The 24,100-nt window shown below is 40.4% G+C and carries 22 protein-coding genes; 6 read left to right on the forward strand and 16 right to left on the reverse strand.

Annotated features, from left to right (window positions below; genetic code table 11):
* Window positions 1–6: 6 nt before the first annotated feature.
* The 7 genes from F894_RS11815 to F894_RS11845 all read right to left on the reverse strand — a co-directional run bounded on the left by F894_RS11815 (window position 7) and on the right by F894_RS11845 (window position 9,202).
* The gene (locus F894_RS11815; RefSeq protein ID WP_005247853.1) at window positions 7–2,292 is read right to left on the reverse strand and encodes a hypothetical protein; all 2,286 of its coding nucleotides are present in this window, start codon (window positions 2,290–2,292) and stop codon (window positions 7–9) included.
* 33 nt (window positions 2,293–2,325) lie between these two features.
* Window positions 2,326–3,048, reverse strand: coding sequence for a hypothetical protein (locus F894_RS11820; RefSeq protein WP_005247854.1), 723 nt, complete (start codon window positions 3,046–3,048; stop codon window positions 2,326–2,328).
* Between the two features lie 12 nt (window positions 3,049–3,060).
* Window positions 3,061–5,079: a hypothetical protein gene (locus tag F894_RS11825; RefSeq protein ID WP_005247856.1), complete on the reverse strand. Its 2,019-nt coding sequence runs from the start codon at window positions 5,077–5,079 to the stop codon at window positions 3,061–3,063.
* A gap of 234 nt (window positions 5,080–5,313) precedes the next feature.
* Window positions 5,314–5,883 carry a dCTP deaminase gene (dcd, locus tag F894_RS11830; RefSeq protein ID WP_004280726.1) on the reverse strand — a complete coding sequence of 190 codons (570 nt, stop codon included), beginning with the start codon at window positions 5,881–5,883 and terminating at the stop codon, window positions 5,314–5,316.
* Between the two features lie 123 nt (window positions 5,884–6,006).
* A complete protein-coding gene (locus F894_RS11835) occupies window positions 6,007–6,600 on the reverse strand; it encodes a LysE family translocator (protein ID WP_005247858.1) in 594 nt (197 codons plus the stop codon).
* A gap of 257 nt (window positions 6,601–6,857) precedes the next feature.
* The gene (gene apbC / locus F894_RS11840; protein WP_005247860.1) at window positions 6,858–8,117 is read right to left on the reverse strand and encodes an iron-sulfur cluster carrier protein ApbC; all 1,260 of its coding nucleotides are present in this window, start codon (window positions 8,115–8,117) and stop codon (window positions 6,858–6,860) included.
* Between the two features lie 287 nt (window positions 8,118–8,404).
* The gene (locus tag F894_RS11845; protein ID WP_005247862.1) at window positions 8,405–9,202 is read right to left on the reverse strand and encodes a putative sodium/potassium/calcium exchanger; all 798 of its coding nucleotides are present in this window, start codon (window positions 9,200–9,202) and stop codon (window positions 8,405–8,407) included.
* 311 nt (window positions 9,203–9,513) lie between these two features.
* Here F894_RS11845 and metG point away from each other — a divergent pair, with 311 nt between their 5' ends.
* The gene (metG, locus tag F894_RS11850) at window positions 9,514–11,574 is read left to right on the forward strand and encodes a methionine--tRNA ligase (RefSeq protein ID WP_005247863.1); all 2,061 of its coding nucleotides are present in this window, start codon (window positions 9,514–9,516) and stop codon (window positions 11,572–11,574) included.
* Between the two features lie 70 nt (window positions 11,575–11,644).
* Window positions 11,645–13,144: a P-loop ATPase, Sll1717 family gene (locus F894_RS11855; protein ID WP_005247865.1), complete on the forward strand. Its 1,500-nt coding sequence runs from the start codon at window positions 11,645–11,647 to the stop codon at window positions 13,142–13,144.
* Window positions 13,145–13,363: 219 nt separating this feature from the next.
* Here the strand turns inward: F894_RS11855 and F894_RS15095 are convergent, their stop codons facing one another.
* Complete coding sequence (locus F894_RS15095) at window positions 13,364–13,480, reverse strand: hypothetical protein (protein WP_086044934.1); 117 nt, start codon at window positions 13,478–13,480, stop codon at window positions 13,364–13,366.
* A 268-nt stretch (window positions 13,481–13,748) separates the two neighbouring features.
* Here F894_RS15095 and F894_RS11860 point away from each other — a divergent pair, with 268 nt between their 5' ends.
* A complete protein-coding gene (locus tag F894_RS11860; protein ID WP_005247867.1) occupies window positions 13,749–14,729 on the forward strand; it encodes an MBL fold metallo-hydrolase in 981 nt (326 codons plus the stop codon).
* A gap of 448 nt (window positions 14,730–15,177) precedes the next feature.
* Window positions 15,178–16,365 (forward strand): ammonium transporter, encoded by a 1,188-nt coding sequence (locus F894_RS11865; RefSeq protein WP_005247869.1) that lies wholly within the window; start codon window positions 15,178–15,180, stop codon window positions 16,363–16,365.
* A gap of 69 nt (window positions 16,366–16,434) precedes the next feature.
* On the opposite strand, the gene F894_RS11870 is transcribed toward F894_RS11865, so the two are convergent.
* Window positions 16,435–17,058: a LysE family translocator gene (locus F894_RS11870; RefSeq protein ID WP_004280739.1), complete on the reverse strand. Its 624-nt coding sequence runs from the start codon at window positions 17,056–17,058 to the stop codon at window positions 16,435–16,437.
* Between the two features lie 103 nt (window positions 17,059–17,161).
* Entirely contained in the window at window positions 17,162–17,344 is a 183-nt protein-coding gene (locus F894_RS11875; RefSeq protein WP_005104073.1) for an NF038215 family lipoprotein, read from the reverse strand.
* A gap of 180 nt (window positions 17,345–17,524) precedes the next feature.
* On the opposite strand from F894_RS11875, the gene F894_RS11880 reads away from it, so the two are divergent.
* Complete coding sequence (locus F894_RS11880; protein WP_005247871.1) at window positions 17,525–18,406, forward strand: 1-aminocyclopropane-1-carboxylate deaminase/D-cysteine desulfhydrase; 882 nt, start codon at window positions 17,525–17,527, stop codon at window positions 18,404–18,406.
* Here F894_RS11880 and F894_RS11885 read toward each other — a convergent pair.
* The gene (locus F894_RS11885) at window positions 18,403–18,726 is read right to left on the reverse strand and encodes a DUF4870 family protein (protein WP_005106226.1); all 324 of its coding nucleotides are present in this window, start codon (window positions 18,724–18,726) and stop codon (window positions 18,403–18,405) included. The genes F894_RS11880 and F894_RS11885 overlap by 4 nt on opposite strands.
* 187 nt (window positions 18,727–18,913) lie before the next feature.
* Between F894_RS11885 and F894_RS11890 the strand changes: the two genes are divergently transcribed.
* Window positions 18,914–20,113: a BaiN/RdsA family NAD(P)/FAD-dependent oxidoreductase gene (locus tag F894_RS11890; protein ID WP_005247873.1), complete on the forward strand. Its 1,200-nt coding sequence runs from the start codon at window positions 18,914–18,916 to the stop codon at window positions 20,111–20,113.
* Window positions 20,114–20,142: 29 nt separating this feature from the next.
* On the opposite strand, the gene F894_RS15180 is transcribed toward F894_RS11890, so the two are convergent.
* The 5 genes from F894_RS15180 to eutC all read right to left on the reverse strand — a co-directional run bounded on the left by F894_RS15180 (window position 20,143) and on the right by eutC (window position 24,092).
* The gene (locus F894_RS15180) at window positions 20,143–20,292 is read right to left on the reverse strand and encodes a hypothetical protein (protein WP_005247874.1); all 150 of its coding nucleotides are present in this window, start codon (window positions 20,290–20,292) and stop codon (window positions 20,143–20,145) included.
* A gap of 129 nt (window positions 20,293–20,421) precedes the next feature.
* On the reverse strand, window positions 20,422–20,589 hold the full coding sequence (locus F894_RS15185) for a hypothetical protein (RefSeq protein WP_005106221.1): 168 nt from the start codon (window positions 20,587–20,589) through the stop codon (window positions 20,422–20,424).
* Between the two features lie 68 nt (window positions 20,590–20,657).
* Window positions 20,658–22,604, reverse strand: coding sequence for a mechanosensitive ion channel (locus tag F894_RS11895; protein ID WP_005247875.1), 1,947 nt, complete (start codon window positions 22,602–22,604; stop codon window positions 20,658–20,660).
* A gap of 201 nt (window positions 22,605–22,805) precedes the next feature.
* Entirely contained in the window at window positions 22,806–23,138 is a 333-nt protein-coding gene (locus F894_RS11900; protein ID WP_005106219.1) for a hypothetical protein, read from the reverse strand.
* A 138-nt stretch (window positions 23,139–23,276) separates the two neighbouring features.
* Window positions 23,277–24,092, reverse strand: coding sequence for an ethanolamine ammonia-lyase subunit EutC (eutC, locus tag F894_RS11905; RefSeq protein ID WP_005247876.1), 816 nt, complete (start codon window positions 24,090–24,092; stop codon window positions 23,277–23,279).
* Between the last annotated feature and the right edge of the window lie 8 nt (window positions 24,093–24,100).

Genomic DNA, 24,100 nt, shown 5'->3' on the forward strand with positions numbered 1-24,100 from the left:
TGATTTTCAGCGTGGTGTGATTCCCATCGTGCTACGAATGGTTCCACCAGTCAGTGCAATACTTGCCATGTTTTGCATATTGCCATTGGTCGCCATGGCAAAATTGGTTTTAAATGGTGTTGCAATATTATTTTCATAATTGAGTTTGACCTGATTATCCAAAGTCACTGTATCTGCACTGACACGAACTTTTGCTTTGACACCCAAATGACCTTCCATCCGGTTAAAGTTAATTGACGAAGTTTTTAATACCCCGGCTGAATCAATATCTTCATTGGCAATACTAAAATAGCTGCCCAGATTATCTTTATTTGCAGTTTCTTCTGCGGTAAGGGGTCTAAACTTAAAATTTGCATCAAATGACAGGAAGTTGGTATCTGGTGAATCGCTGGTCGGATCCACTCCTGGAATGATGAGGAGCTCGCCGTTTCCATCAAGTTTAAAAGCAATATTAGTCAGGACATCATCACGTTTAGAAAAATTATCATGAGGCACATAGCTTCCGCATTTAGTGACCGATGCATTGGTACAATTATATTTAGATCCTGGTAATTGACCAATCGCAAGCTCAGCTTTAGCTCCAATCAGCAGTTTATCGGCACGAATATAAATACCTTCATCTTTATAACTAATAATCCCTTCCGACTTGATCAAAGCATCGATATTCCTAAAACCGGCATAATAGTTAACTGCCTCACCATGATCGCCATTTTTACCATCAATCAATATAATCGAAGTTGTGCTTGGCAAACCGGTTTTCTTGTCAATTCCATAGCCTTCTGTAGATGCCATAATGTTATAAGCAATTGCTTGCTTATTGTCTGTTCCATAAGTCGTTCCAGACAAGGCAACATTGGCATTTAAATTATAAATAGGAATACCGATTCCCCATGAACCACCATCGCCACCAATTTCCGCCAAAGAGTTATCTGATATGAAACGTGCTTTAGCAGCAATGGACTGAAAATCCATTCCACGTACGGCGATATAGGCAAAATCCTCTCCATTCGTGGTGGTACTGAGTGTCTGTTTAAGTACAGTGCTACTACTACCTAAAGTCTTTTGCATATTTTCATTGATTATGAAATCGAGACTTTTTGCAGTAATGGTATTTATATATATATTTCCAAAGTCGATATAAGCATTTTTACCGTGTAAAGCACCGGCAGCATTACGTGTAGTCAAGGGTCTGAGCTTGGAGAATTGCACAGCATGGCTTCCCTTACCGGTATGACCAATCTCAAATGTTGTAGGTGCCATAGTTGCTGGAAGCCCGGTACTATTAGTACCTGTAAAATCTGCAGACAAGCCTAGATTCAACCCACCTTCTCCGACCAGGCCACTGTAACCTGTTGCAGCTTTGTCCTGACGTTCTAGTACACCATTCACCTTGTTACTAACATCAAAAGTACCTATCTGGGTTTGATCTGCACTCATGGATAATCTTGCGTTAGTGACTGCACCCGAAGCTCCTAAACGCATAATATTTTTGCGTTCATTATTTGGCGTATTATAACGCAGGTCAATATTAACCCCTGGATTGGTCGGATTAACCCGGCCAGCCGTGATATCGGTCATATCTTCAGCACGCTTTAGATCCACATAATGATCTTGACTGCCATTTCGTGTGGTGAGTACCACGCCTTCATCCGGGTCAATGTACATATATCCTTGACCCGCGAAGTTAAAGTTAAAGTCATTCAAAATCAGACTATTTTCGCCTAATTTATGACTAATCGTGGCATTTTTAAGTTGAAAATCGATACTGGCAATTGAATCTTTATTAAATAGACCTGCACTGGTTTGTAATAGCACACTAAGCGGTGTAGAGGTACTAATCCCTAATGCACCCAAAGTTTGATTAGATTGAGTACCCGTAGTCCGAATACTATTCGCAGATTGACTACATGGATTGGTCGTACAGGCGATCTTTACCAATTTTAAATCTGCAGTGGCTTGAAACGGTGAAACACTTGCAGCTAGCCGAAGTCCTGCCCCTTGTGAAGTGGCACCTACATCTATTTCAAGTTGACTAATGATTGGTTTATTATCTTTTCCAATAATCTCAACATTATGTAGACCTAAACCCATTTTAGTGTTGGCAGTTGGATTTGGATCATACCAATTGGCTTGAGCAATACTGGCTTTAGAAATTTCATGAGTAATCACCATACCATCTTGTCCAGTGACTTCACTCAATTCTTGCTCTTCAATAGTTTCAAGTGCATAACTTTGTTGTATAAGACACATGCATACTGTTAGCAATTTCAACTTTATTGTTGTTTTTTTCATTTATATATCCTTATGCTGTACTTGACGTTGTTACTAACAACGACTTTGTGCTCCACCTGTACAGTTATAACCAAATATTTTCAAATTGCCTGACGTATGCAGATTTCCATGAACGTTCAACCCCATAAATCCTTTTTCAGCACCTTTATCAAATGAAGGAACATCTTGGGGCGCGGTTGTATAAGTTCCATCGGCATTATAGGTACGCCCTGTATACGTACTATAAACACCTGTATTGGCATAACCTTCCAAGGCGCCAGCACCTGTACCCGTTTCAATGGAAACTGTATTAAAGCCTAAATTACGGATCTTTAAAGGCTGGTGATCATAAAAGGTAATTTGCATCGCCGTTTGTGGTTCATTACGATGATTAATGATGGTTGTACCATCAATTGAAAACTTATCAATCTGAATCGTGCCTTGAATGCCTTTAAAGACTAACCACTTTTTATTTCCATTGGCATCGACATGGTTATTCGGCGCTATTGCCAGACGGCAAAATTGTTTTGTTGCTCCACAAGCGGTGGGATCTAGAACATAAAATACTTCGAGCGGGTTGCCACTTCCATCAAGCCGAGAAATTTTATCTTTACTTAAATCTGTCGCATAAATATGGTTTAAAGATAAAGTCCAGTTAAGATCTGCTCCGCCTTGCCCCACGGTATTGGTTAATGCTTGCTGATCAAGGGCTTCCAATCCGGCAAAACTGGTCATAGAGGTACATAATAATGCACAGAGTGTTACTAATTTGGACATTCTTATACTTCCTTATAGACCAGTTGTTCTAATTTTCAGATGCTGAATCAGGACCCCATCAATGACAGCAGATCCAAAATTCTTACTTACACCATCAGTATTTTTGAATACGATTCCTGTTGAATTCACCCCATCCTTGGCGCGCAGCATATTTGTCCCTGAGATACGCTCTGTAGTCCCTATTGAGATGCTACTGTGAGTCGCATTACGCCCTTGATAAAGTGCGGTGGTATCTGACACATTATTTTTAATCGGTGTACCACAACTATAGACATTACAGGTCGAACCCTTTAAATCCGTTGTACCCAGTCCGCCCCCATAATTTTGATAAATTTGATTATAAATAGCAGGAATATTGGGAATACGTGTCACTTCTAAAATAATATTATTGCCTTCTGAACCGACAACGAAAGGCTGGTACATATTACCAAGCACCAAATTAATATTTGGACTATAGAGATATAAACCCTCAGAATCATGAAATATAGGAGCATCACTTCCATTCAAGGCCGGGGTCGGGACATTACCATCAAGTGCATCTGTTTTTGCTGCGGTACTGAGACGAATACCTTTACTGTTAAGATTACTATCGCTACTGCTTAGATTTTCTGGTCGATCATTGGTATTCAGACGAACAATACTCGCCATACCTAATGTTTGGCTGTAATTCTTATTGTCAGATTCTAAGGTTTGGAATAACCGAACTTGCGAGCCATTAAAACTCAGACCATTAGCAATAAATTGAGTTCTTAATCGATAATTTGTGTCAAGGCCTGAAGTCGGCCCACCTGTTATAGGATCTACAGCATTCGAGGAATTAAGCTCACGTGCAAAAATATCACTCCAGAAGCCCAGCTTGATATTATTATCACTTTCGACCCCTGCAATTGGACTTAATGGGGCTTCCAAAGCAATATAGCCTACATCTTTAGCAGCGTCCTTAAACTGTTTGACGTTTTCAGTTCCTGCCCGGAATAACCAAGGATTATCTGCTGATCCCCAGCTAAAACCCTGATTACTGTATCGTGTGCTTAAAGAACCATCGCTTTTCGATAATGCCAGACCATAAATAAATACATCGGCTTTAGTTCTTAAAGTGCTCACAGAGCTTTTAGCAGCTTCAGTTTTAGCAGCCTGATCTGCTCTAGCAATGATTTCAGCCATAGCAGCACTATCTGCATCTTTCATCATTCCGGCTAGAGCAGCTTCCAATTTTTTGTTGTATTCTGCTTTAACTAGTTCAATAATTCTTGCATCTACAATTGCTCCAATAATATTCTGCCTATCAACCGCCGTACTCCATTCAGTATTTGGAATCTGCTGATTAGCATTTTGCCCATATAGAAATTGAATCATTTCAAGGGTATTTAAATTTGCATATTCATCAGACTTATTTGGTCGCAGTGGCGTTAATTCATATTCTGTTGTGCCATCATGCTTGATATCATAATCAATACCTGGTGAGGTATTACCTGCACCATTATAATAATCATCACGACGTTGGTCATAATAGGCTTTCATAAAGTCTGTATTATAATAATAATCAACTAATTCTTGCTTAAATGCGTCCCGGTTAGCTTGTGTGTCATAAGTATTCTTAATCGTATTATAGTTATCATTATAAAAATCAGTTTTTAAGGTATCAAAGGCTTGCTGATACTCAGTTGCATAATTCTGCGTTCTTTCAACATGAAAAGCATTATCATATGTAGATTTATAAACTTTGTCGTATACACGCTGCCCAAGTTGGTTGTAATTCTCACCCGTCGGGATAATACGAATAAAGCCTGTATCTGCTTGTCCGGGGTTTTCAATGCCTCTGGCATAACTAGAACTAGCAGAAAGATCTTTAGGACCTTGAAACACCATTTTAAAATCATCAAGGACGAGCGCAACACCCTCACCTGTGGTGTCAGAAAGAGAAGAATCTGATAATTCCTGCATCGCATGTGCAGAAGGCAACAGGCTGAAACCGATTGTCATCGCCAAATAACTTTTGCGAAATTTAAATATATCTTTTATCTGAGCCATCTCACTCTTTCCTTTTTATTCGATGCTCCGCACCTTATGCTTCAGCTTCCCAGCCGCCAATCTTTGATTTTTTATAATGCATCGCATCTTTTTTATGGTTATGCGGAATCCATTATGCTGATTTTTGATACAGATGCCAAAGCCAATTAGGCGAAAAATAGCAGTTTCCGATGAATGAAAATCTCAAAAAAATAAACGGGACATAAAGTCCCGTCATTCAATATTTTAAAACAATTAGGTCTTCGGCAAAGTAACGCCTGTCTGACCTTGATATTTACCACCACGATCTTTATATGAGGTTTCACAGACTTCATCAGATTCAAAAAACAGCATCTGCGCTACACCTTCACCTGCATAAATACGCGCAGGAAGATTGGTAGTATTTGAAAACTCTAAAGTGACGTGTCCTTCCCACTCTGGCTCAAGCGGAGTCACGTTAACAATGATGCCACAACGCGCATAAGTAGACTTGCCCAAGCACACGGTCAAGACATTACGTGGAATGCGGAAATATTCGATGGTACGCGCCAAAGCAAACGAGTTAGGCGGAATGATACAGACATCCGACTCGATATCAATAAAGCTGCGTTCATCAAAGTTCTTCGGATCGACAATTGCAGAATGCACATTGGTGAATACTTTAAATTCACGTGCACAACGCACGTCATAACCATAGCTGGATACGCCATACGAAATCAGCTTTTGACCATTTTCATCCAAACGTACCTGGTTTTCTGCATACGGTTCAATCATGCCGTGTTTTTCGCTCATTTCGCGAATCCAACGATCAGACTTAATTGCCATTGATATAATCCAAAAATCTTAAGAACAAGTTATTGCGACGTACTTTAACTGAAATTGACACTAATGAAAATAAGTGAAAGGCTTAGAGCTAAAGTTGCCAAAAAATTGCTGATTGAGATCAGCTTATAAACTTAAAAGTGCAGAATAGCTTAAAGGAATGGAAAAGCTCATTAATACCAGCGAAGCCGTTTTCTGCAGGTTTTTCTGATTAAGCCAGCGACTGTTTTTTCTGGCCAGGATTGAACCCAGAAAAGTCCAGAAGAATGCAATCGGGATCAACAGAAGCAAGAAAACCAGCATATGAGTCACATAATGTTGGCCGCTTTTCCAGACAATGCCAGGAAAGATCGCTGAGGCAAATAAAAGTGCTTTAGGATTAAGCAAGGTTGCCAAAAATAATTCTCGTGCGCGAATCGAGACATTTTCAAGATTTTCGCTTATTTCTGCAGTCCGCCATAATTTCACAGCGAGAAATAGAATATAGCCAGCACTAAAAAGTTTGAGAATCGTCGGTAAAAGCGGAAGATGAACGGAAATTTTTCCGATCAGAATGCCCCATAAGCTAATGGCGATCAGATAACCAAAGGCTTCCGCAGGAATTAAACCAAATGTTTTTTTAAATCCGACCTGAATGCCTGAAGATGCCAATAAGGTATTGGTTGGGCCTGGTGTTAAAAGAATGGTTGCCACTAAACCAATAAAAAACCATGAAATCATAGTTTGACCTCGCTCTAATCCGAGTAGCATAGAAGAATTCGGTCAGTGCTGCAAAAAAATAATTGTAAGAGAACATATAACCTAAAATTTAAATTTATTTATTTCAATTAATTCAAATATTTATATAAATATTTAGGATAAATACCCGATAGTCATTTCAGTCAATTTCGGTCATTTAAATCGAGCTAATTTTAAAAATAAGAAATAAAAAGCCCTAGCTTTTAGCTAAGGCTTAAATATCTGAATTGTCTATAGAATTAGAAAATTCGGCTATGATCTTTTTCTGCTTTGGGTAGCTGTGCGGCAATTTTCTCTGCAATCAGCATATAGCTTTCTGCAGCAGCATCTTCGGCAATGACAGAAGGTGTACCGGCATCCGCATTTTCACGAATTTTAGCATCCAAAGGTAAACGGCCCAATAATGGAATTTGATATTGCTCAGACAGTTTATCGCCACCGCCTGTACCAAAAATCTGTTCCTCAAAACCACAATTTGAGCAGATATGGGTCGACATGTTTTCAATCACGCCCATGATCGGAATCTGCACCCGATTAAACAATTCGATACCTTTGGTCGCATCTAGCAAGGCCACGTTTTGTGGCGTTGTCACAATTACTGCACCCGTCACCGGAATACGCTGCGCAAGAGTTAACTGGATATCACCTGTGCCAGGTGGCATATCAATCATCAGCACATCAAGGTCTGGCCATAGGGTCTGATTGAATAACTGCATTAATGCACCCGTGGCTTTTGGACCACGCCAGGCGACTGGAGTATTGTGATCTCCAGTTAAATGGCCAATTGATAATACCGCCATCCCATAGGCTTCGATAGGGACAAACTGCTCTGCTTCGATCATTGGCGTTTTGCCGGCATTGCCGAGCATAGTCGGAATACTTGGGCCGTAAATATCGGCATCTAGTACGCCTACGCGCAGGCCTAATTTCTGTAGAGCCAAAGCCAGATTTACAGTCGTGGTCGATTTACCTACGCCACCTTTACCAGATGACACCAGAATCACATTTTGAATTCTTGGGTGTTTTGGAACATCACGCTGTTGCGGCGCAGCTTTTTGAATAGGTGGATTATTTGGATCAGCTTCTTCTGTTTCTGCAGGCTGTGCCGACGCATCAACCACAGGGGGAAGATTGGGTTTTGCTTCCGCTTTAGGCTCGCTTGAACAGTTTTCACCTTCAGCATGGTTATGCCCGCAACCCCCTTCTTTCTTATGTCCAGTTTTCTGCTGAATCACATGCATATTCAGTTCTTGAATACCACATTTTTGCAAAGCTTCCGCCAGTTCATCATGAATCTGTTGCAGCTGCGCTTTTTCTTCTGGATAGGTATTCAAAGTAATTTGCAGAATCTCACCCTGTACATTGACCTGCGTAATACGATCTTTCAAGGCATTACTGGAATTTGGCAAGATATAGTTTTGCAGTACGTTTTGCACAGCTTCTTCGTTCACCTCCTTGGAAGGCGAAAAAACCGATTTAAGCGAAGAAAGCCAAGACATAGGTTACTCCAAAAATGTAGATCGACATCTGAATCGCTTAGTTTAACGGGGTTTTAGGCGAAGGTTAAGCATTGTATTGGAGAAGATGAAAGAGATATCTTCAATTTCCAACCATTTTACTCGGTTTTCTGAAATGTTTTATGAAATCGTGGTGAATAGAAATAATGAAAAATGAATGATTGAGAGCAAAGAAAGGCGGATTATTTTGATGTAATAATTTTTTTACTGATCTTATGCGATCAAGCCACTTTAACCCTCTGTAATTAAAGTGGCTCTATGATCACAGACTATTTATGATTTTTATTGTTTTCAGATTTGTCCTTTTGATCCTTGGTATTTTTATCCTGATCTTGTTTCGATTCGTCCTTTTTGGACTGAGAGTCGCTTTCTGAATCTGCATCTTTGGCATCTTGCTGCTGATCAGAATCACTTTCCTTCGATTGATTATCTTTCATTTTATTCATCGTATCAGTTGCCATCTGTTTCAGCTCAGCGAACTTAACCGAGGCTTCGCTGAATAAGTCTGTGATTTTCTGTCTGGTATCTTCAAACTTATGCATGGCTTCATCTTTTAAATTTGCCATACCTGCCTGCTGATCGTTCTGACCATCTTTAGCATGCTGTTTATCTGACTTGTTAGATGATTTATCTTGAGAGGCATGATCCGCTTTAGCCTTTTTCGCATCATCTGAACTTTGCTCAGTATTTTGCTGGTGGTCAGATTTTCCTTGTTTCAGCTCATTCAGAAGCTTTTCACCTTTTTGCAATAGGTCTTCACCTATCGCTATCGCTTTGGCTTTTAAGTCATCCATCTTAAAGCTTTCAGTTTTTTTATCAGACTGGTTCTCTTGAGAACTGTCTTTTTGTGCTGATTGCTCAGCATTTGTATCTTTACCGTTGTGCTGGGTATCAGATTTCTGATCAGCATGGGTCTGGGCACTTTGCCCGTTCTTATGTTCCTGATTGTGCTGTTTATCTATCTCATTTTGCTTTTGCTCTTTTGCAAGCTGATCATTCAATTCGCGTGCATGTTGTTCTTTATCTTGATTTTGCTTCGACGTATTATTTTGGTTCTGCTGAGTCATGAGGTACCCTCCTTAGGCATATCATATAAACAATCAGCCATTTTTTAGCACAAAGCATCACGCGAATCGGGCGAAGTAAGCAAACTGCAACAAAGCCTGTACATGTTGTTGCTATTGTTTGCAGAATGTAGCATGAGCTGAGTTAAATCCGTATTGCAAGGTTATATGCTAAGGACGATGCAGGTTTTTGTATTCGGTTTTCCAAGTCCGTCTATTCATTGGGTTTCAGCAAAGCATTTCTTTGTAATCCCCTCGGCATCATGTAAAATTATGGCCCATTGCATAATGAATACGAATGAGAGAGTGAATCCGTGCGTAAAATTTTAGTCACCAATGCCCTTCCTTACGCCAATGGCCCGATTCATATGGGTCACTTACTTGGCTATATCCAAGCAGATATTTGGGTACGTGCCATGCGTGCGATGGGTCATGATGTGACTTATGTCTGTGCGGATGATGCTCACGGAACCGCGATCATGCTACGTGCCGAAGCGAATGGCATTTCACCTGAAGCGCAAATTGCCAATGTGCAAAAAGAACACATTCGTGACTTTGACGGTTTCGGTGTGCATTTCGATCATTATGATTCTACACATAGCGATACCAACCGTGCCCGTGCGTCAGAAATCTATGTGAAAAACCGTGATGCGGGCAATATTGCAGTTCGTCCGGTGACCCAGCTTTTTGATCCTGAAAAAGGCATGTTCCTGTCAGACCGTTTCATTAAAGGCACCTGTCCGAAATGTAAGGCGGAAGATCAGTACGGCGACTCATGTGAAGTCTGCGGTGCAACTTATAATGCGACAGAGTTGTTGAATCCGCATTCCACTTTAAGTGGCGCAACTCCAGTCGAAAAATCATCTGATCATTACTTCTTTAAATTGCCAAATTTTGGTGAATACCTGCAAAAATGGACTCGTGATGAAGGTCGCTTGCCGGTATCGATTGCCAACAAGCTGGACGAATGGTTTGAAAATGGCTTGAATGACTGGGACATCTCACGTGATGCGCCATACTTCGGTTTTGAAATTCCAGATGCGCCAAACAAATATTTCTATGTTTGGGTGGATGCGCCGATTGGTTATATGTCGAGCTTTGAAAACTACATCAAAACCAAACGTCCTGAATTGAATTTTGATGACTACTGGAAAAAAGATTCTGAAAATGAGGTCTATCACTTCATTGGTAAAGACATCGTGTATTTCCATGCCCTGTTCTGGCCGGCAATGCTTGAAGGTGCAAACTACCGCACGCCATCAGGCTTATTCGTGAATGGTTTCTTGACTGTCAATGGCCAAAAGATGTCAAAATCTCGCGGCACATTTATTAAAGCGGAAACCTATTTAGAGCATTTAAATCCTGAATATCTACGCTATTACTTCGCGTCGAAACTTTCTGACAAAGTTGAAGACTCTGACCTGAACCTTGATGATTTCGTTCAGAAAGTAAATTCAGATTTGGTCGGTAAAGTCGTGAATATTGCCAGCCGTTGTGCAAAATTCATTAACACCAAATTTGATAACAAGTTAAGCACGACATGTGCTGAACCTGAATTGGTACAAAGCTTTATTGATGCCGGTAGTTCAATTGCTCAAGCTTATGAAGCACGTGAATTCTCTGCAGCGATTCGTGAAATCATGGCACTGGCAGACAAAGCCAACCAGTATATTGATGAGAAAAAGCCTTGGGCACTTGCGAAACAGGAAGGTCAGGAACAACAAGTGCATGATGTATGCTCTGTGGGGATCAACCTGTTCCGTCAATTGGCAGTTTACTTGGCTCCTGTATTGCCGACACTAGCTCAACAGGTTCAAGATTTCTTGCAACTTGAAAGCTTCGATTTTGCTTCTCGCAAAACCATTCTAGTGGGTCATGAAATTGCATTGTTCCAACCCTTAATGCAACGTGTAGATCCAAAAGCGGTTGCTGCCATGGTGGATGCATCTAAAGATTCTTTAGCTGCTCCTGCTGCTGAACCAGCAAAAGCTGAGAAGAAAAAAGAGAAGAAGATTGAAAAGAAAGCTGAACCTAAAGTCGGTGAAGCTGAAATCATTAATATTGATGATTTTATGAAAGTTGACCTGCGTGTGGCTGAAGTTTTGGAAGCGGCTACGGTTGAAGGTTCTGACAAACTGCTTCAACTCACTTTAAACGTTGGTGAAGCTGAGCCACGTAATGTGTTCAGTGGTATTCGTGAGTTCTACCAACCTGAAGACTTAAAAGGCAAACTGGTGGTGATGGTGGCGAACCTTGCGCCACGTAAGATGCGTTTTGGTATTTCAAACGGAATGGTTTTAGCTGCGGGTAATGGCGACGGTGTTTGGGTAATTTCACCTGAATCTGGTGCTAAACCGGGTGATAAAGTGTCTTAATTTTAGACACTTATAAAAAGCCCCGCTATATTTTAGCGGGGCTTATTCTTTTCTTAACAATATAAAGCTTATGACAAATTTTAATGACTTTTTAAAAAAATTAAATTTAGACAACAATCCATTTGCATTTTTTACAACAGAAAATGAGTTAAAACAATCCGTCGATATATTTACCCCTGTAAATGACTATGAAAGTATTTTATCCAACTTTTCCTCTGACAATTCTTTAATCATTTTAGGTGATCGAGGGGCTGGAAAAACTGCCCTTTTAAAAAACTTAGAGTCACGAATTGACAGAAAAAAGATAATTTCAGTCTCTATTACAGATTTTTCTGATTTACCATTACACTTTGATTCAAAAGACTTTTATCAATTTTTAATTACAAAAATTTCTCTACAATTATTCTCTTCTCTTGCCAATGAAAAAAACCGAATAAATAAACTCGATCAAGAAGATAAAATATTACTAAGCTACTTACTTCAAAACTTTGTACCTCAAGTTTCAAAAGCATACTTAAGAGATCAAATTAAGGCTATTCAAGTTCCCTGGTATAAATTAACTTATAAAAGATTTGAAAAAATTATAAGAGATCTTTTCAATTACGGTGCTACTGCAGCAAATACACTCGTCGATGATTTTTTATCTAAACATTTTTCGGGGCTTCCTCCAATCACAGAAAATGTCAAAATTAAGGAATATTTTCCTGAACTAGATATAAACTTTGAAGAAAATTTTTTAGACCAAGATATCTCTTATTTCCTTATTGAAAGAATTTTAAAGATTGTAGAAAAATTACAGTTTAGTAAAGTAATCATACTAATTGATCGAATTGATGAAGATCAAAGATTCGAGAATGATGCCGAACTAATTGCAAACTATACTAAATTAATCTTAACTGACGAAAAATTACTACTAACGCCAAAATTACAGATTATTTTTACAAGTTGGACAACTCCGTTTAATTTTATTAAGCAATATGTACGAACTCAAAAACATAGTTGCACTATTATTAATTGGTCAAATTCAGACTTAGAAAATGTCCTAAATAATCGTTTAAAAGTTTTTTCTAAAAATAAAATTTTTAATTTCAAAGAACTATTTGCAGATGATGTTATCCAAGAGGATATTAATCAAATTTTAAAATTAGCAAATTCAACACCTCGCGACCTTTGGCATATTTTTTCTAATTTACTAAGAATCCAATATGATAAAGACTCACTTAGCAATAGAATTGAAAAATCTTCAATAGGCTTTGCTTTAAGTAGATTTATTAAAAATTTCAATTATTTTGAATACTATCCAAAGAAAACGAATGCACGCTCTAACTCTATGGATATTTTTTCGTATATAGATTTGCTACTTAAATTAGATGGAAATACTTTTAATGCTAAACAATTAAAAGAAAAAAACCAACTTCAACATTCAACTGCTCAAAGCTATATATCTAGTATGGAAAAAATGGGATTAATTAATTTGAGTAATCCTGATAGTGGTTCGGCTCAATATACAATTAAAGATCCTAAAATTTCATATGCACGTGAAAAAGGAATCAAAATTTATCGTAGTTAAAGTGTGATAACCATGCGACCTGGATTTCGCTCGTTCGTTAGGGGTACACAGACGTGCCTTCTAACGAACAGAAGGGTTTTGTTACTTTTGCCCTAACAAAAGTAAATAGGAAATATACTTCGACGGTTGTTAATGTTTTTCTAAAAAATCTCATAATAAAACCTTCATACGATCATAAAAAAGCCTCTATCTCTAGAGGCTTTTTTATTGCTGGGTCACTTAGCCTTGCAACACAAATTCCCAAATCACATAGCCCAGTCCAAAGCCCAGTAGTGAATATAAGGTAATAATGAAAAATACAAAGCTGGCATTGTTTTTTCTTTTCCAAAAACTCATCGCGACACCCAAAGCTTGTTCGTAATACCCCATGTTAACGAGCTTTTCATAAAAAGTGAAATGTATCTAAGCATTTTATTTATAATAATATTTTCATCAAAAATAAATTCTTTACTTTCAAAAAATCAATATACAGATTCAGACTTAATTTTTAGTACAGATGCCAAATCGGCATTGCTATTTAAAAAAATGGTAAATATATTCATATTCTTTTTTGCTGGCATCCGTGCTAATACATAGAATTGACTTTAATTACATAAGAATAGCTATGAAATACTTCACTTCTTCTCTCGTCGTGTCATTGCTTGCTTTAGGTTCAATGGCGGGTATCTCTCAAACACATGCACAATCCGTTTCTAGCACCCAACAACAAAAACAGGTTCCCGGTTATTATCAACATAACTTCGGGGATTACCAAATTACTGCCCTGCTAGATGGCACCAATTATCTGTCCAAAGCCTTATTTAAAGATATTCCAGCAGCTCAAGCCGACCAGATATTGAAAAAATACTACGTCGATCAAGCTAAAGGCATCCAAACCTCCGTGAATGCCTTTCTGGTCAATACAGCCAAGGAAATGGTTCTGGTCGATAGCGGGACTTCAAGCTGTAATGGTCCACACCTAGGTTCAGTGTATTCCAATTTAAAGGCTTCAGGGCATAAACCTGAACAGGTCAATGCCATCCTGCTCACGCATTTACATCCAGACCATGTATGCGGTATAAGTAATAATAGTGTTGCCAATTTTCCCAATGCCAACATTTATGTGTCTCAAGCTGAACTGGATTTCTGGATAAATCCCACAACGGTAGAAAAATTACCAAAAGCCAAGCAGGCAGGTTTTTTGGGCACAGTCGATAAAATCAAGAAAGCCATTGCACCCTATCAGGCCAAGAATCAGCTCAAAACCTTTAAAACTGGCGATCAAATCCATGCTTTCGATGTTATCAGTTCGGCTGGACATACACCGGGGCATTTTGGTTTTAGCTTAAAATCTAAAGGTCAGCAGATGGTGTTTATTGGAGATATTGTGCACTCACATACGCTGCAGTTTAATCGCCCACAGACCGGCGTTGACTTTGATGTCGATCCGAAAAAGGCGATCGAAACCCGCTTAAAATATTTTGCTGAATATGCGAAAAATGGTCAGACGGTAGCAGCACCACATTTGCCATTTCCGGGGATTGGACATATTTATTCTAAAGACAATAAAAGCTATCAATGGATTCCGGTACATTTTAAAGATTAATTGAATACTTCAATAATTTTATCTAAGCATGAAACCCTAATTTTTTAGGGTTTCATTTATTTTAAATATCCTTCAGCCAGATTCCCTATGACTTGGTAAATTTAAAACTTGAATGACGCTTTGAAATTTAAAAGCAATAGTTTCGTTTATTTTTAAATTTTTTCTTAAAAATCTTTTACTTTTTACGTGCACCTTTAGCATGCTTTTTTAGCACCGTTTTTCTTACGATAAATATAAACACCTAAAAATATAATATAAATCTGAATTTTATGAACTCTCGCCATGTCTTAGTTTGGTGCAAAAAAATAGTAACGTGCTTTATATCGAGTCTTATCAATTTCAAGAAATTCTTCATCAAAATTTCCCTTGCTTAGCCCTCTTCTACAATCAATTTGCCTCTATATACTGATTTTCTTTTGTGATCCCGCGCACTAAATTGGAACGCACCATGCAAAATATAGACTTATTATTTCTTCTTCTCGGTGCAGTTCTAGTGCTTGCCATGCATGCTGGATTTGCTTTTTTAGAGCTTGGAACAGTTCGACATAAAAACCAGGTCAATGCCCTAAGTAAAATTCTAACCGACTTTGCCATCTCCGCCATCGCCTATTTTTTAGTGGGCTACTATATTGCCTACGGTCAGCACTTTTTCCATGATGCTGCAACCTTGTCTGCCGATCATGGCTACAATCTGATGCGCTGTTTTTTCCTGTTGACTTTTGCTGCAGCAATTCCAGCGATTATCTCTGGAGGGATTGCAGAGCGTGCCAAAATGCGTTCACAGGCTTTAGCGACATTATTTCTGGTTGCGCTGATCTATCCGTTTTTTGAGGGTATGATCTGGAATGGCAACCTTGGTTTTCAGGATTGGCTGACCCATGCATTTGGTGCAAGTTTTCATGATTTTGCCGGCTCAGTTGTCGTTCATGCAATGGGCGGCTGGATGGCACTTGCCGCAATAATCCTACTTGGTGCGCGTCATGGCCGTTACAAAAATGATGGCCGGATCACCGCGCATCCTCCTTCATCAATTCCTTTTTTGGCTTTGGGTTCATGGATTCTGATTGTGGGATGGTTCGGCTTCAATGTCATGAGCGCGCAGCGGCTGGATGCCATTTCTGGACTGGTCGCTATTAACTCTTTGATGGCCATGGTCGGTGGAACAATAGCAGCCAAAGTTGCGGGGAAAGATGACCCCGGCTTCCTGCATAATGGTCCCTTAGCAGGTCTGGTGGCGATTTGTGCAGGATCAGACGTCGTTCATCCGTTGGGTGCTTTTTTTATCGGGATCAGCGCCGGCATTATTTTTGTGAAACTCTTTACCTATACCCAAAATAAACTCAAAGTGGATGATGTATTGGGGGTTTGGCCTTTGCATGGCGTTTGTGGTGCTTTTGGCGGATTAGCTGTGGGTATCTTCGGTCAGCAATGGCTTGGAGGAATGGGAGGAGTGTCTTTAATTTCACAACTCATAGGTACAGTGCTGGCGATTGTCATTGCTTTGGCGGGTGGTTTTTTGGTGTATGGCCTGCTTAAGGTTTTGATGGGTATTCGCCTGACTGAGGAAGAAGAGTTCAATGGTGCAGACTTGTCGATTCATCGTATTTCTGCTAATTCGGAAGAAAATACTTTTTAATAGACATAAAAAAAGCCTCTACGACTAGGGGCTTTTTTTATTTATAAGCAGAGCATCTAGATGAAGTAATTACTTCATACCAAAAATTAATTTTAAGCCAAGTACCGTCATAACTGCGCCTGCTGCGCGGTCAAACAAAGCCTTAAACTTCAAATAAACACGACGTGGCTTTTCCGCAGATAATGCAACTGCGACTAGTGAACACCAGCCTGCATCAATAAAGAAACATAAGACAGGCAAAACAAAATAAAAATACGTTGGAATTTCTTTGGGCAATAACGCGGTAAAAATACTGGCCAGCACAATCGCAATTTTGGGATTGGACAACTGTGTGATTAAACCAGTGGTAAAAGCACGGCGTAAAGACATCTGTTTGCTAATGGTTGTATCCGCTTCGATCGGATCTTTGGCATGTTTAATGATTTTAAACGCCAACCAAAGTAAATATAAACCACCACAAATTTTTAAGGCCAGGTACGCTGAGGGTACAGCCAGTAAAAATGCCTGCAAACCGAGAACCGCCAGCAGACCAAAAATCGCTGCACCGAGACCAGTACCCAATGCAGTAAATAAACCATGTTTACGTGAAATGGCAATTGAATTTTTTGCCACATAAATAGAAGTTGGCCCGGGACTCATTGCGCCTAACATCAGGGCAAAAGCAATCGAACCTAAAATCCAGAATGATTCCACGAGATAACCTGACTTAAAAATTGAAGGGCTATTTTAAGCAAAAACCTGACAGTTTGCTGTAAAAATTTCTGGATTTGTCATGAATTTCAACTATAGCAATTACTTAAGGTTTCAACTGATCCTGAGCACTCAAATGCTTGTCTAGCAGTTGATAATCCTGCTCATATACAGGTACGCCACCAATAATCATGGTACGGGTTTCTGTTTTAGGTTTATTCAACGCATCATCACAGCCCGACAGACTGAGCAGCATGCCGACCCACACAGCACAGGATAATATTTTCATTATTCTACCCTCCTCAGGGTTTCCTCTGTTTAGATTAGCATTGTTGTTTAAATAATCAGCGGAATATTTGTGACAATCTACAACTAATTCCATAGCTTTCAGCGAATAATGGCTTATTGAAAAACTTTGATTTTTAGCACTTCCGCTATAATGCTTACATCATGAACTTTGCGAACTTTTATGTTTGAAACCATTGCCCAAAATATTCCAGATCAACAGATTAATTTTCACGATATTACTTTAATAATACGTCGTCTGGATCTGGTGCATCCACAAATCTCGGGCAACAAGTTTTTTAAACTGAAATATAATTTTCTTGAAGCCAAAAGACAGGGTTATCAGCATATTCTGAGTTTTGGAGGTGCTTATTCCAATCATATTGCTGCTACTGCATTTGCCGCACAGCAGTTTAGTTTTCAGAGTGTTGGAGTGATTCGGGGTGAAGAACTGGCTGATCGACCATTGAATCCAACATTAGCCACCGCCCAAGAATTCGGGATGCAGTTGCATTTCGTCAGTCGTGATGAATATCGGCGCAAGCAACAGCCTGAGTATTTGGCCGAACTCGCTCGACAATTTCCTGAACATTATGTGATTCCTGAAGGTGGAACCAATGCTTTGGCGATTCAAGGGTGTCAGGAAATATTAAAAGATAGCGATGCGCAATTTGATGTGATTTGTTGTGCAGTAGGCACCGGTGGCACCATCAGCGGATTGATCGAAGCCAGTCATGGGCATCAACAGGTTTTAGGATTTTCTGCACTGAAAGGTTCATTTTTAAAAGATGAAGTCGCCCAGCTGACGAAAAAAACCAACTGGAACATTCTCGATGATTATTGCTGTGGTGGCTATGCCAAAACCAGTGCAGCCTTAGTGCAGTTTATCCGGGATTTTGAGGCCGAATTTTCAATTCCACTGGAGCAGATCTACACGGCTAAAATGCTGATGGGAATTTTTGATTTGATCGAGAAAAATTATTTTCCGGCTGGATCAAAACTGCTGGTCATTCATAGTGGTGGTCTGCAAGGCCGTAATATTCCCTTTGGTTTTACAGCAACCTAAGCTTGAATTGGTTGATTGTTATTTAAGGCAATTAACCCTTTGACCAAGCGGTAGATATGCCAGATAAAGACCAGAAACACGATCAGGAAGCCAATCAAGATCACAGTCAATAAGCCACCGACGATATAACCCAGCAAACTGATCCAGAAGGTTTTAATTTGCCAATCGACATGACTTTCCAGCCAGGTACCGCGCATTTCATCACGCTTGATATAATTCATCACAATCGCAATAAATGGGGTAAGACCAAGAAAAAATCCTAAAATATAAAGAATATATGTAATCAGATTATATTGTTTTAAATCTTCCGCACTTGCCATTCGCTTTTCCTTGTTATTATGTTTTTAGTTTGTACAAAAACTATGCATGAGTTTTAAGCAGCTTTCAAATATTTTATGTTTAAAATGCGCTGCAAATCTGCAATCACGGAACTGATTTTTCTGGAATAGAGAAAGCTGAAATAAAATTGTCTATAATGCTTCCCTTTTCTTCTCCCTTGAGTGTGTGATGTCTTCCAAGCAATACGATGTTCTAGTCATAGGTGCCGGTGCCTCAGGTTTAATGACGGCGTATATGGCTGCGCAACGTGGGCGTAAAGTCGTGGTGGTGGAAAAAGCCAACAAGGTTGGCAAAAAAATCCTGATGTCTGGCGGTGGTAAATGTAATTTCACCAATCTGGAAGTCGAACCGAGCAATTATATTTCACACAATCCACATTTTGTGATTTCAGCTTTAACGCGTTATACCAACTGGGACTTTATCGGCTTGGTTTGTGAATATGGCATTGCTTATGAAGAGCGCAAACATGGACAGCTGTTTACCTTAAATGGTGCAAAAGATATCTTGTCGATGCTGCTGGCAGAATGTGATAAAACCGGTCTGGTCGATATTAAGACCAGTTGCGAAGTGAAAGCAGTGAATCCAGTCGATGATCAAGGCTTTCAGGTGGCGACCTCACTGGGATATTTTGAAGTTGAATCTGTCGTCGTGGCATCTGGCGGTTTATCTATTCCTACGCTTGGCGGTTCAGGCATTGGCTATGAGATTGCAAAACAGTTTGGACATCACCTCTATCCGACTCGTGCCGGACTGGTTCCATTTACCTTCTCTGACGGATTTAAAGAAGTGACCACGCGCTTAAGTGGTAATGCCGTAGAAGCAACACTCTCTAATGAACTTAACAGCTTTACCGAAGCCCTCTTATTTACCCATCGCGGTTTGAGTGGGCCGAGTTCCCTGCAACTTTCTAACTACTGGAATGTCGGTCAAAGCTTTAAGGTCGATTTCTTACCGAGTGTAGACTTACTGGATTTCTTTAAAGCAAAAAAACAAAGCCAGCCCAAAGTCTTATTACGTACACTCCTCAATGAATATTTACCGAAAAGTGTGGTGGCTGAATTACAAATTCTGATCTGGACTGAAAGTGCTGAAACTGCCATTGGTAATATCAGCGATGATAAGCTGGAACAGATTGCGGCACGTCTGCATGGCTTTGAAGTGAAACCTTCAGGAACAGAAGGCTACCGTACGGCGGAGGTGACTTTGGGTGGTGTAGACACCACGGAAGTATCCTCAAAAACCATGGAAAGTAAAAAGCAGAAAGGCTTGTATTTTATTGGTGAAGTACTGGATGTTACCGGACATTTGGGCGGTTATAATTTCCAATGGGCATGGTCATCGGCACATGCCGCATCGGAATATATTTAATCAATAGATAATCTGGATTGCTACTTAACTCATTCCAGATAATCTGTTTTAAACAGGTTAAGATTGGCCGTATTGGTTAGACGGTCAATCGCCAGCTGCATTTTTTGAGCTTCTCGCAGACATAGCGGTAAGTCATCTGCTGAAGATGCCATGAATTTATGTTGCAGTGCTTTCCACATATTGTTGATCTCCTTTTCTTTATATTTTTAATGCAAGAAAAATACCAAAATCATTTTAGTATTCACTTGAATATTCTATATTTTTTAAAAAATAAATTCTATTCCTAGCGACTGAGCAGGATTGACTTCTCAGTTAAATTCGTCTGCCTCTGGTATTTTCTTATCCAGCTCCCGCTCAGACTGCTCGTCCTGCTTGCTCTTTACAAAAATAAATCGATAGGCAGCGGTAAAAAAGCCAATCGTAATTCCTGCAATGACTAAAGGCGCCAGAACTTTGTTAGGTTTCTTGGTATTCATTCATTTTTCCTTATGACTGAACAAAATCGACCACATGAGCGTGGTCGATTTTGCTTAAAAATAAAAGGTTATTTCAGGTCATCTTTTTTCTGAGTTGAACGGTCAATATCGACATCTGGCTCTTTTTCTCCGGTTGAACCAAATGGATTATTGGCTGGTGGATGAGTCGGATCGACTTTTACTGAATCTGGTACGGCCTGATCCGCATCCGGATTGACAGGATCAATACCTAATGACTCATCATCCTGTGGTGCAGTGGTAAGGATTGCCGGGGTAGTATGGGATAAATCCGTACTCATAGGCGTACTCTTGTCTGAATCCTGATTTGGCACGATGCCTGCTCCTGGAGTTGTGATTGAGGAATCGCTAGTACCCGTAGCAGTTTGCGAACCACCAGAGGACTGGCTCATTGAGCTATCTGTAGAACTCATACCCATCGCCGCACCTGTAGTACCTGACATGTCGGCTGCACTTGTACCTGTGGTCTTGCTACCTAATCCAGAAAATATGCTGTTCTCAGCTTTTTCTTTGACTGGATTGGGTTCTTTAGCTTCTCGTTTGGCTTTATCAATCAAATCTGTGAGTACACGCTCCGCAGGTTGACGACCACCCAAACCAAATGCCAAGGCAAATGCCACTGCTACAGCACCCAAAGTTAGACCAAATGCCAAGTTAACAATTGAATCGGCAATACCCATGGCACGCAGACCCATTGCCACAACGAGTCCCATGATCAGAACACGAACCAGATTGGCTAACCAGCGTGAGCTGTTATATTCACCACGTTGTACGATATTCGCAACAATATTTGCCAGCCAGAAACCGATTACCAGAATCACCGCACCGAGCAGGATATTGGCACCGAAGTAGATGAACATTGCAATAAGACCACTGATCTGTTCAAAGCCCAGACGGTTCGCTGCTTCAGATACCGCAAATAGCATGGTGAATAAAACGATCAGGAAACCGACTACACTGGAAAGTTTAGTCGTGCCTAAAAAACGCTGGATATCCAGTTTGGCAGGAATTTCATCAACACCTGTACCGGCAACTACTTCAACTACCAGACGTGCTACCAGTTTAGAGACCACATACGCCAGAATCAGAATCAACGCAGCAGCGATAATATTCGGAATGGCATTCATGATTTCATATAGCATGGCTGTAGCAGGCTGAGAAATGGCCTCGATACCCAATGCTTCAAATGCAATGATCAGTGCCGTAATGATCACCACGGCGAAGATAAATGAACCAATCACCTGAGAAACATTCGAGTTTTTGAAGATGCCTACTTTCTCAGCATGTTGCTGTACGTTCAGACTGTTTAATAGTCCTTCAACAATACCGCGCACAATTTTCGCCAGGATATAACCGACAAAAATGATGACTGCAGCAATGAAGATGTTTGGTAAGTAACTAACAACATCGGTCAGCATATTCTGAACTGGTAACAGCAGACCGTTGAGACCCAGAATAGACAGCACGATTGGCAAGAACAGTAATAAAATTAACCAGTAAGCAATTTCACTGATGTTTTTACTAATCGGACTGACACCGACTTCAGCACTGAGTTTTTCATCGAGTTGCGTTCGGTCTAGCAGTTTTTGTAGCCCTATCTTCACCAGATTGGCCACAATCCAACCTATGAATCCGACTGCAATTGCACCTAGTAACTGCGGGATAAATAACAGGAACTGCTGGATCATATTACTGAATGGACCGCTGACACTGGTAAGATTGAGCACGTTCAGCGCACCAATCACGGCAATAATCAGAATAATCCAGAACACGACGCGGGCGATAATGCTCTCCACATTGGAGTGATGACCTGTCGCCGTATTTAAATGTGTATTGGTGCCCAGTTTTTGCAAGAGCTTTTTAACGCCTGCCGAGACCAGTAACGCAATGATCCAGCCAATTACTAATATGGCAATTGCACTAAGAATGGGATGGAACTGATCCCAATAGTACATGGCATCGAAGCCACCACGCGGGCTTCTCATATAATCATTCATGTTGTTCTACCCTCTTTGTTATTAAGCTATTTATCTGAAATCGGGGGCATCTCCCTGAAACAATCAGCCCCTTCTTTTTCCGGATTCATATTAGATTTGATGTTTTCAGGCTCAAGCCAGGTAGATGGCACTACCTTAAAACATCACCATCCATTGCAAAAAAGCCCCAGTGGTTCACTAGAGCTTTTCAGGTATTTTCAGTTATTGAGTCGCCTGTCCATCAGTCGCAGTTGCTGTTGCTTCTGTGCCATCACCCACGGTTGCTGTAGCTTCCGTTCCATCATTCATGGTGGCGGTGCCTTGTGTAGGCTCACCGACTGGAGTTGAATTATTTGGGGTAGCAGGCTGTACATTCGGATTTGGATGTCCTGCAGGAGCATCATTCGCATCTGGATTCATGTCAGCAAACATATAGAACAGTAGTGCGAGTAAAAAAATACCGACCAAAATCAAGATATAAACAGGGATACGCTTTTTCTGCGTCACGTCTGCCTGATGATTTAAAGGTGGTTTTTTATTGAAATCATCGACCATAACCATCCTCACTCTTTGTTATTCATAAGTAGATTTTTAGAATAACAAGCTGTGAATAGGGCTTCTGTGACAAAACATGGTGAGATGGTGACGGGATGTAAGTCACTAATCCATCAGAATTCTCTGCTAGATGCTACTTTAAAATAGCCGTTTGGCTGGGCTATGTTGCATGTCGACTGGGGTTTCGTGTTCATCTTTCAACTGCACCCCTGAAAGCTGTAACTCACAGGATTTACGCATCAATGCGACCAGTCGCTGGATAGCTAGTGGATAGGCCAAGCCCGCAGAACGGACATTGGAAATACAGTTGCGCAAGGCATCATGACAGCCTTTAAAAGCATTATAAGTGTAATAAATTCCCATACTATCGGGTGAGCTCAAACCCGGCCGTTCGCCAATTAGCATGACCAGCATTTTCGCCTGTAAAATTTCTGCCAATTCATCACCCAGTGCCACACGACTGCCACGGGCAATCACTAAGGGGGCAATCTGCCAGCCTTGTTCTTTGCATGCCTCTAGCAAGGCCGGAATAAAATGCAGGCTATTTTCCTCAATGGCACGTGCTGATAGTCCATCTCCCAGCACAATGGCTACATCCCAATGTTGCTGATGTTCGGCCCGGTATTGCTGCAATATCGTTTTGGACTGTTCTGAAAGCACACGCCCAAGATCGGGACGTTTAAGATAAAGATCTTTCTCTACCGCCTGGCTTTCAATTTCCAGAATAGGCAGTCCCGTTTTAGCTAAGCCAGATTTTAAGAATTCAACATCAAGTGGCTTCAGTACCGCATCTTTAGCTTGCGCATGTGCCAACTGAAATTCCAGACTTGGTCGAGTCGGCAAGCTGCCCCCAGTTCGACCTAAGGCAATCCGTGCATCAGTAAAGGCTTTTAACTTCTGCCAGGGATTATCCTGCAATTGAGACTCAAATTTCACATCAGCAATTAGTTTCATAGCACTTC

This window comes from Acinetobacter sp. CIP 51.11 (assembly GCF_000369665.1).
Lineage (GTDB): Bacteria > Pseudomonadota > Gammaproteobacteria > Pseudomonadales > Moraxellaceae > Acinetobacter > Acinetobacter lwoffii_S.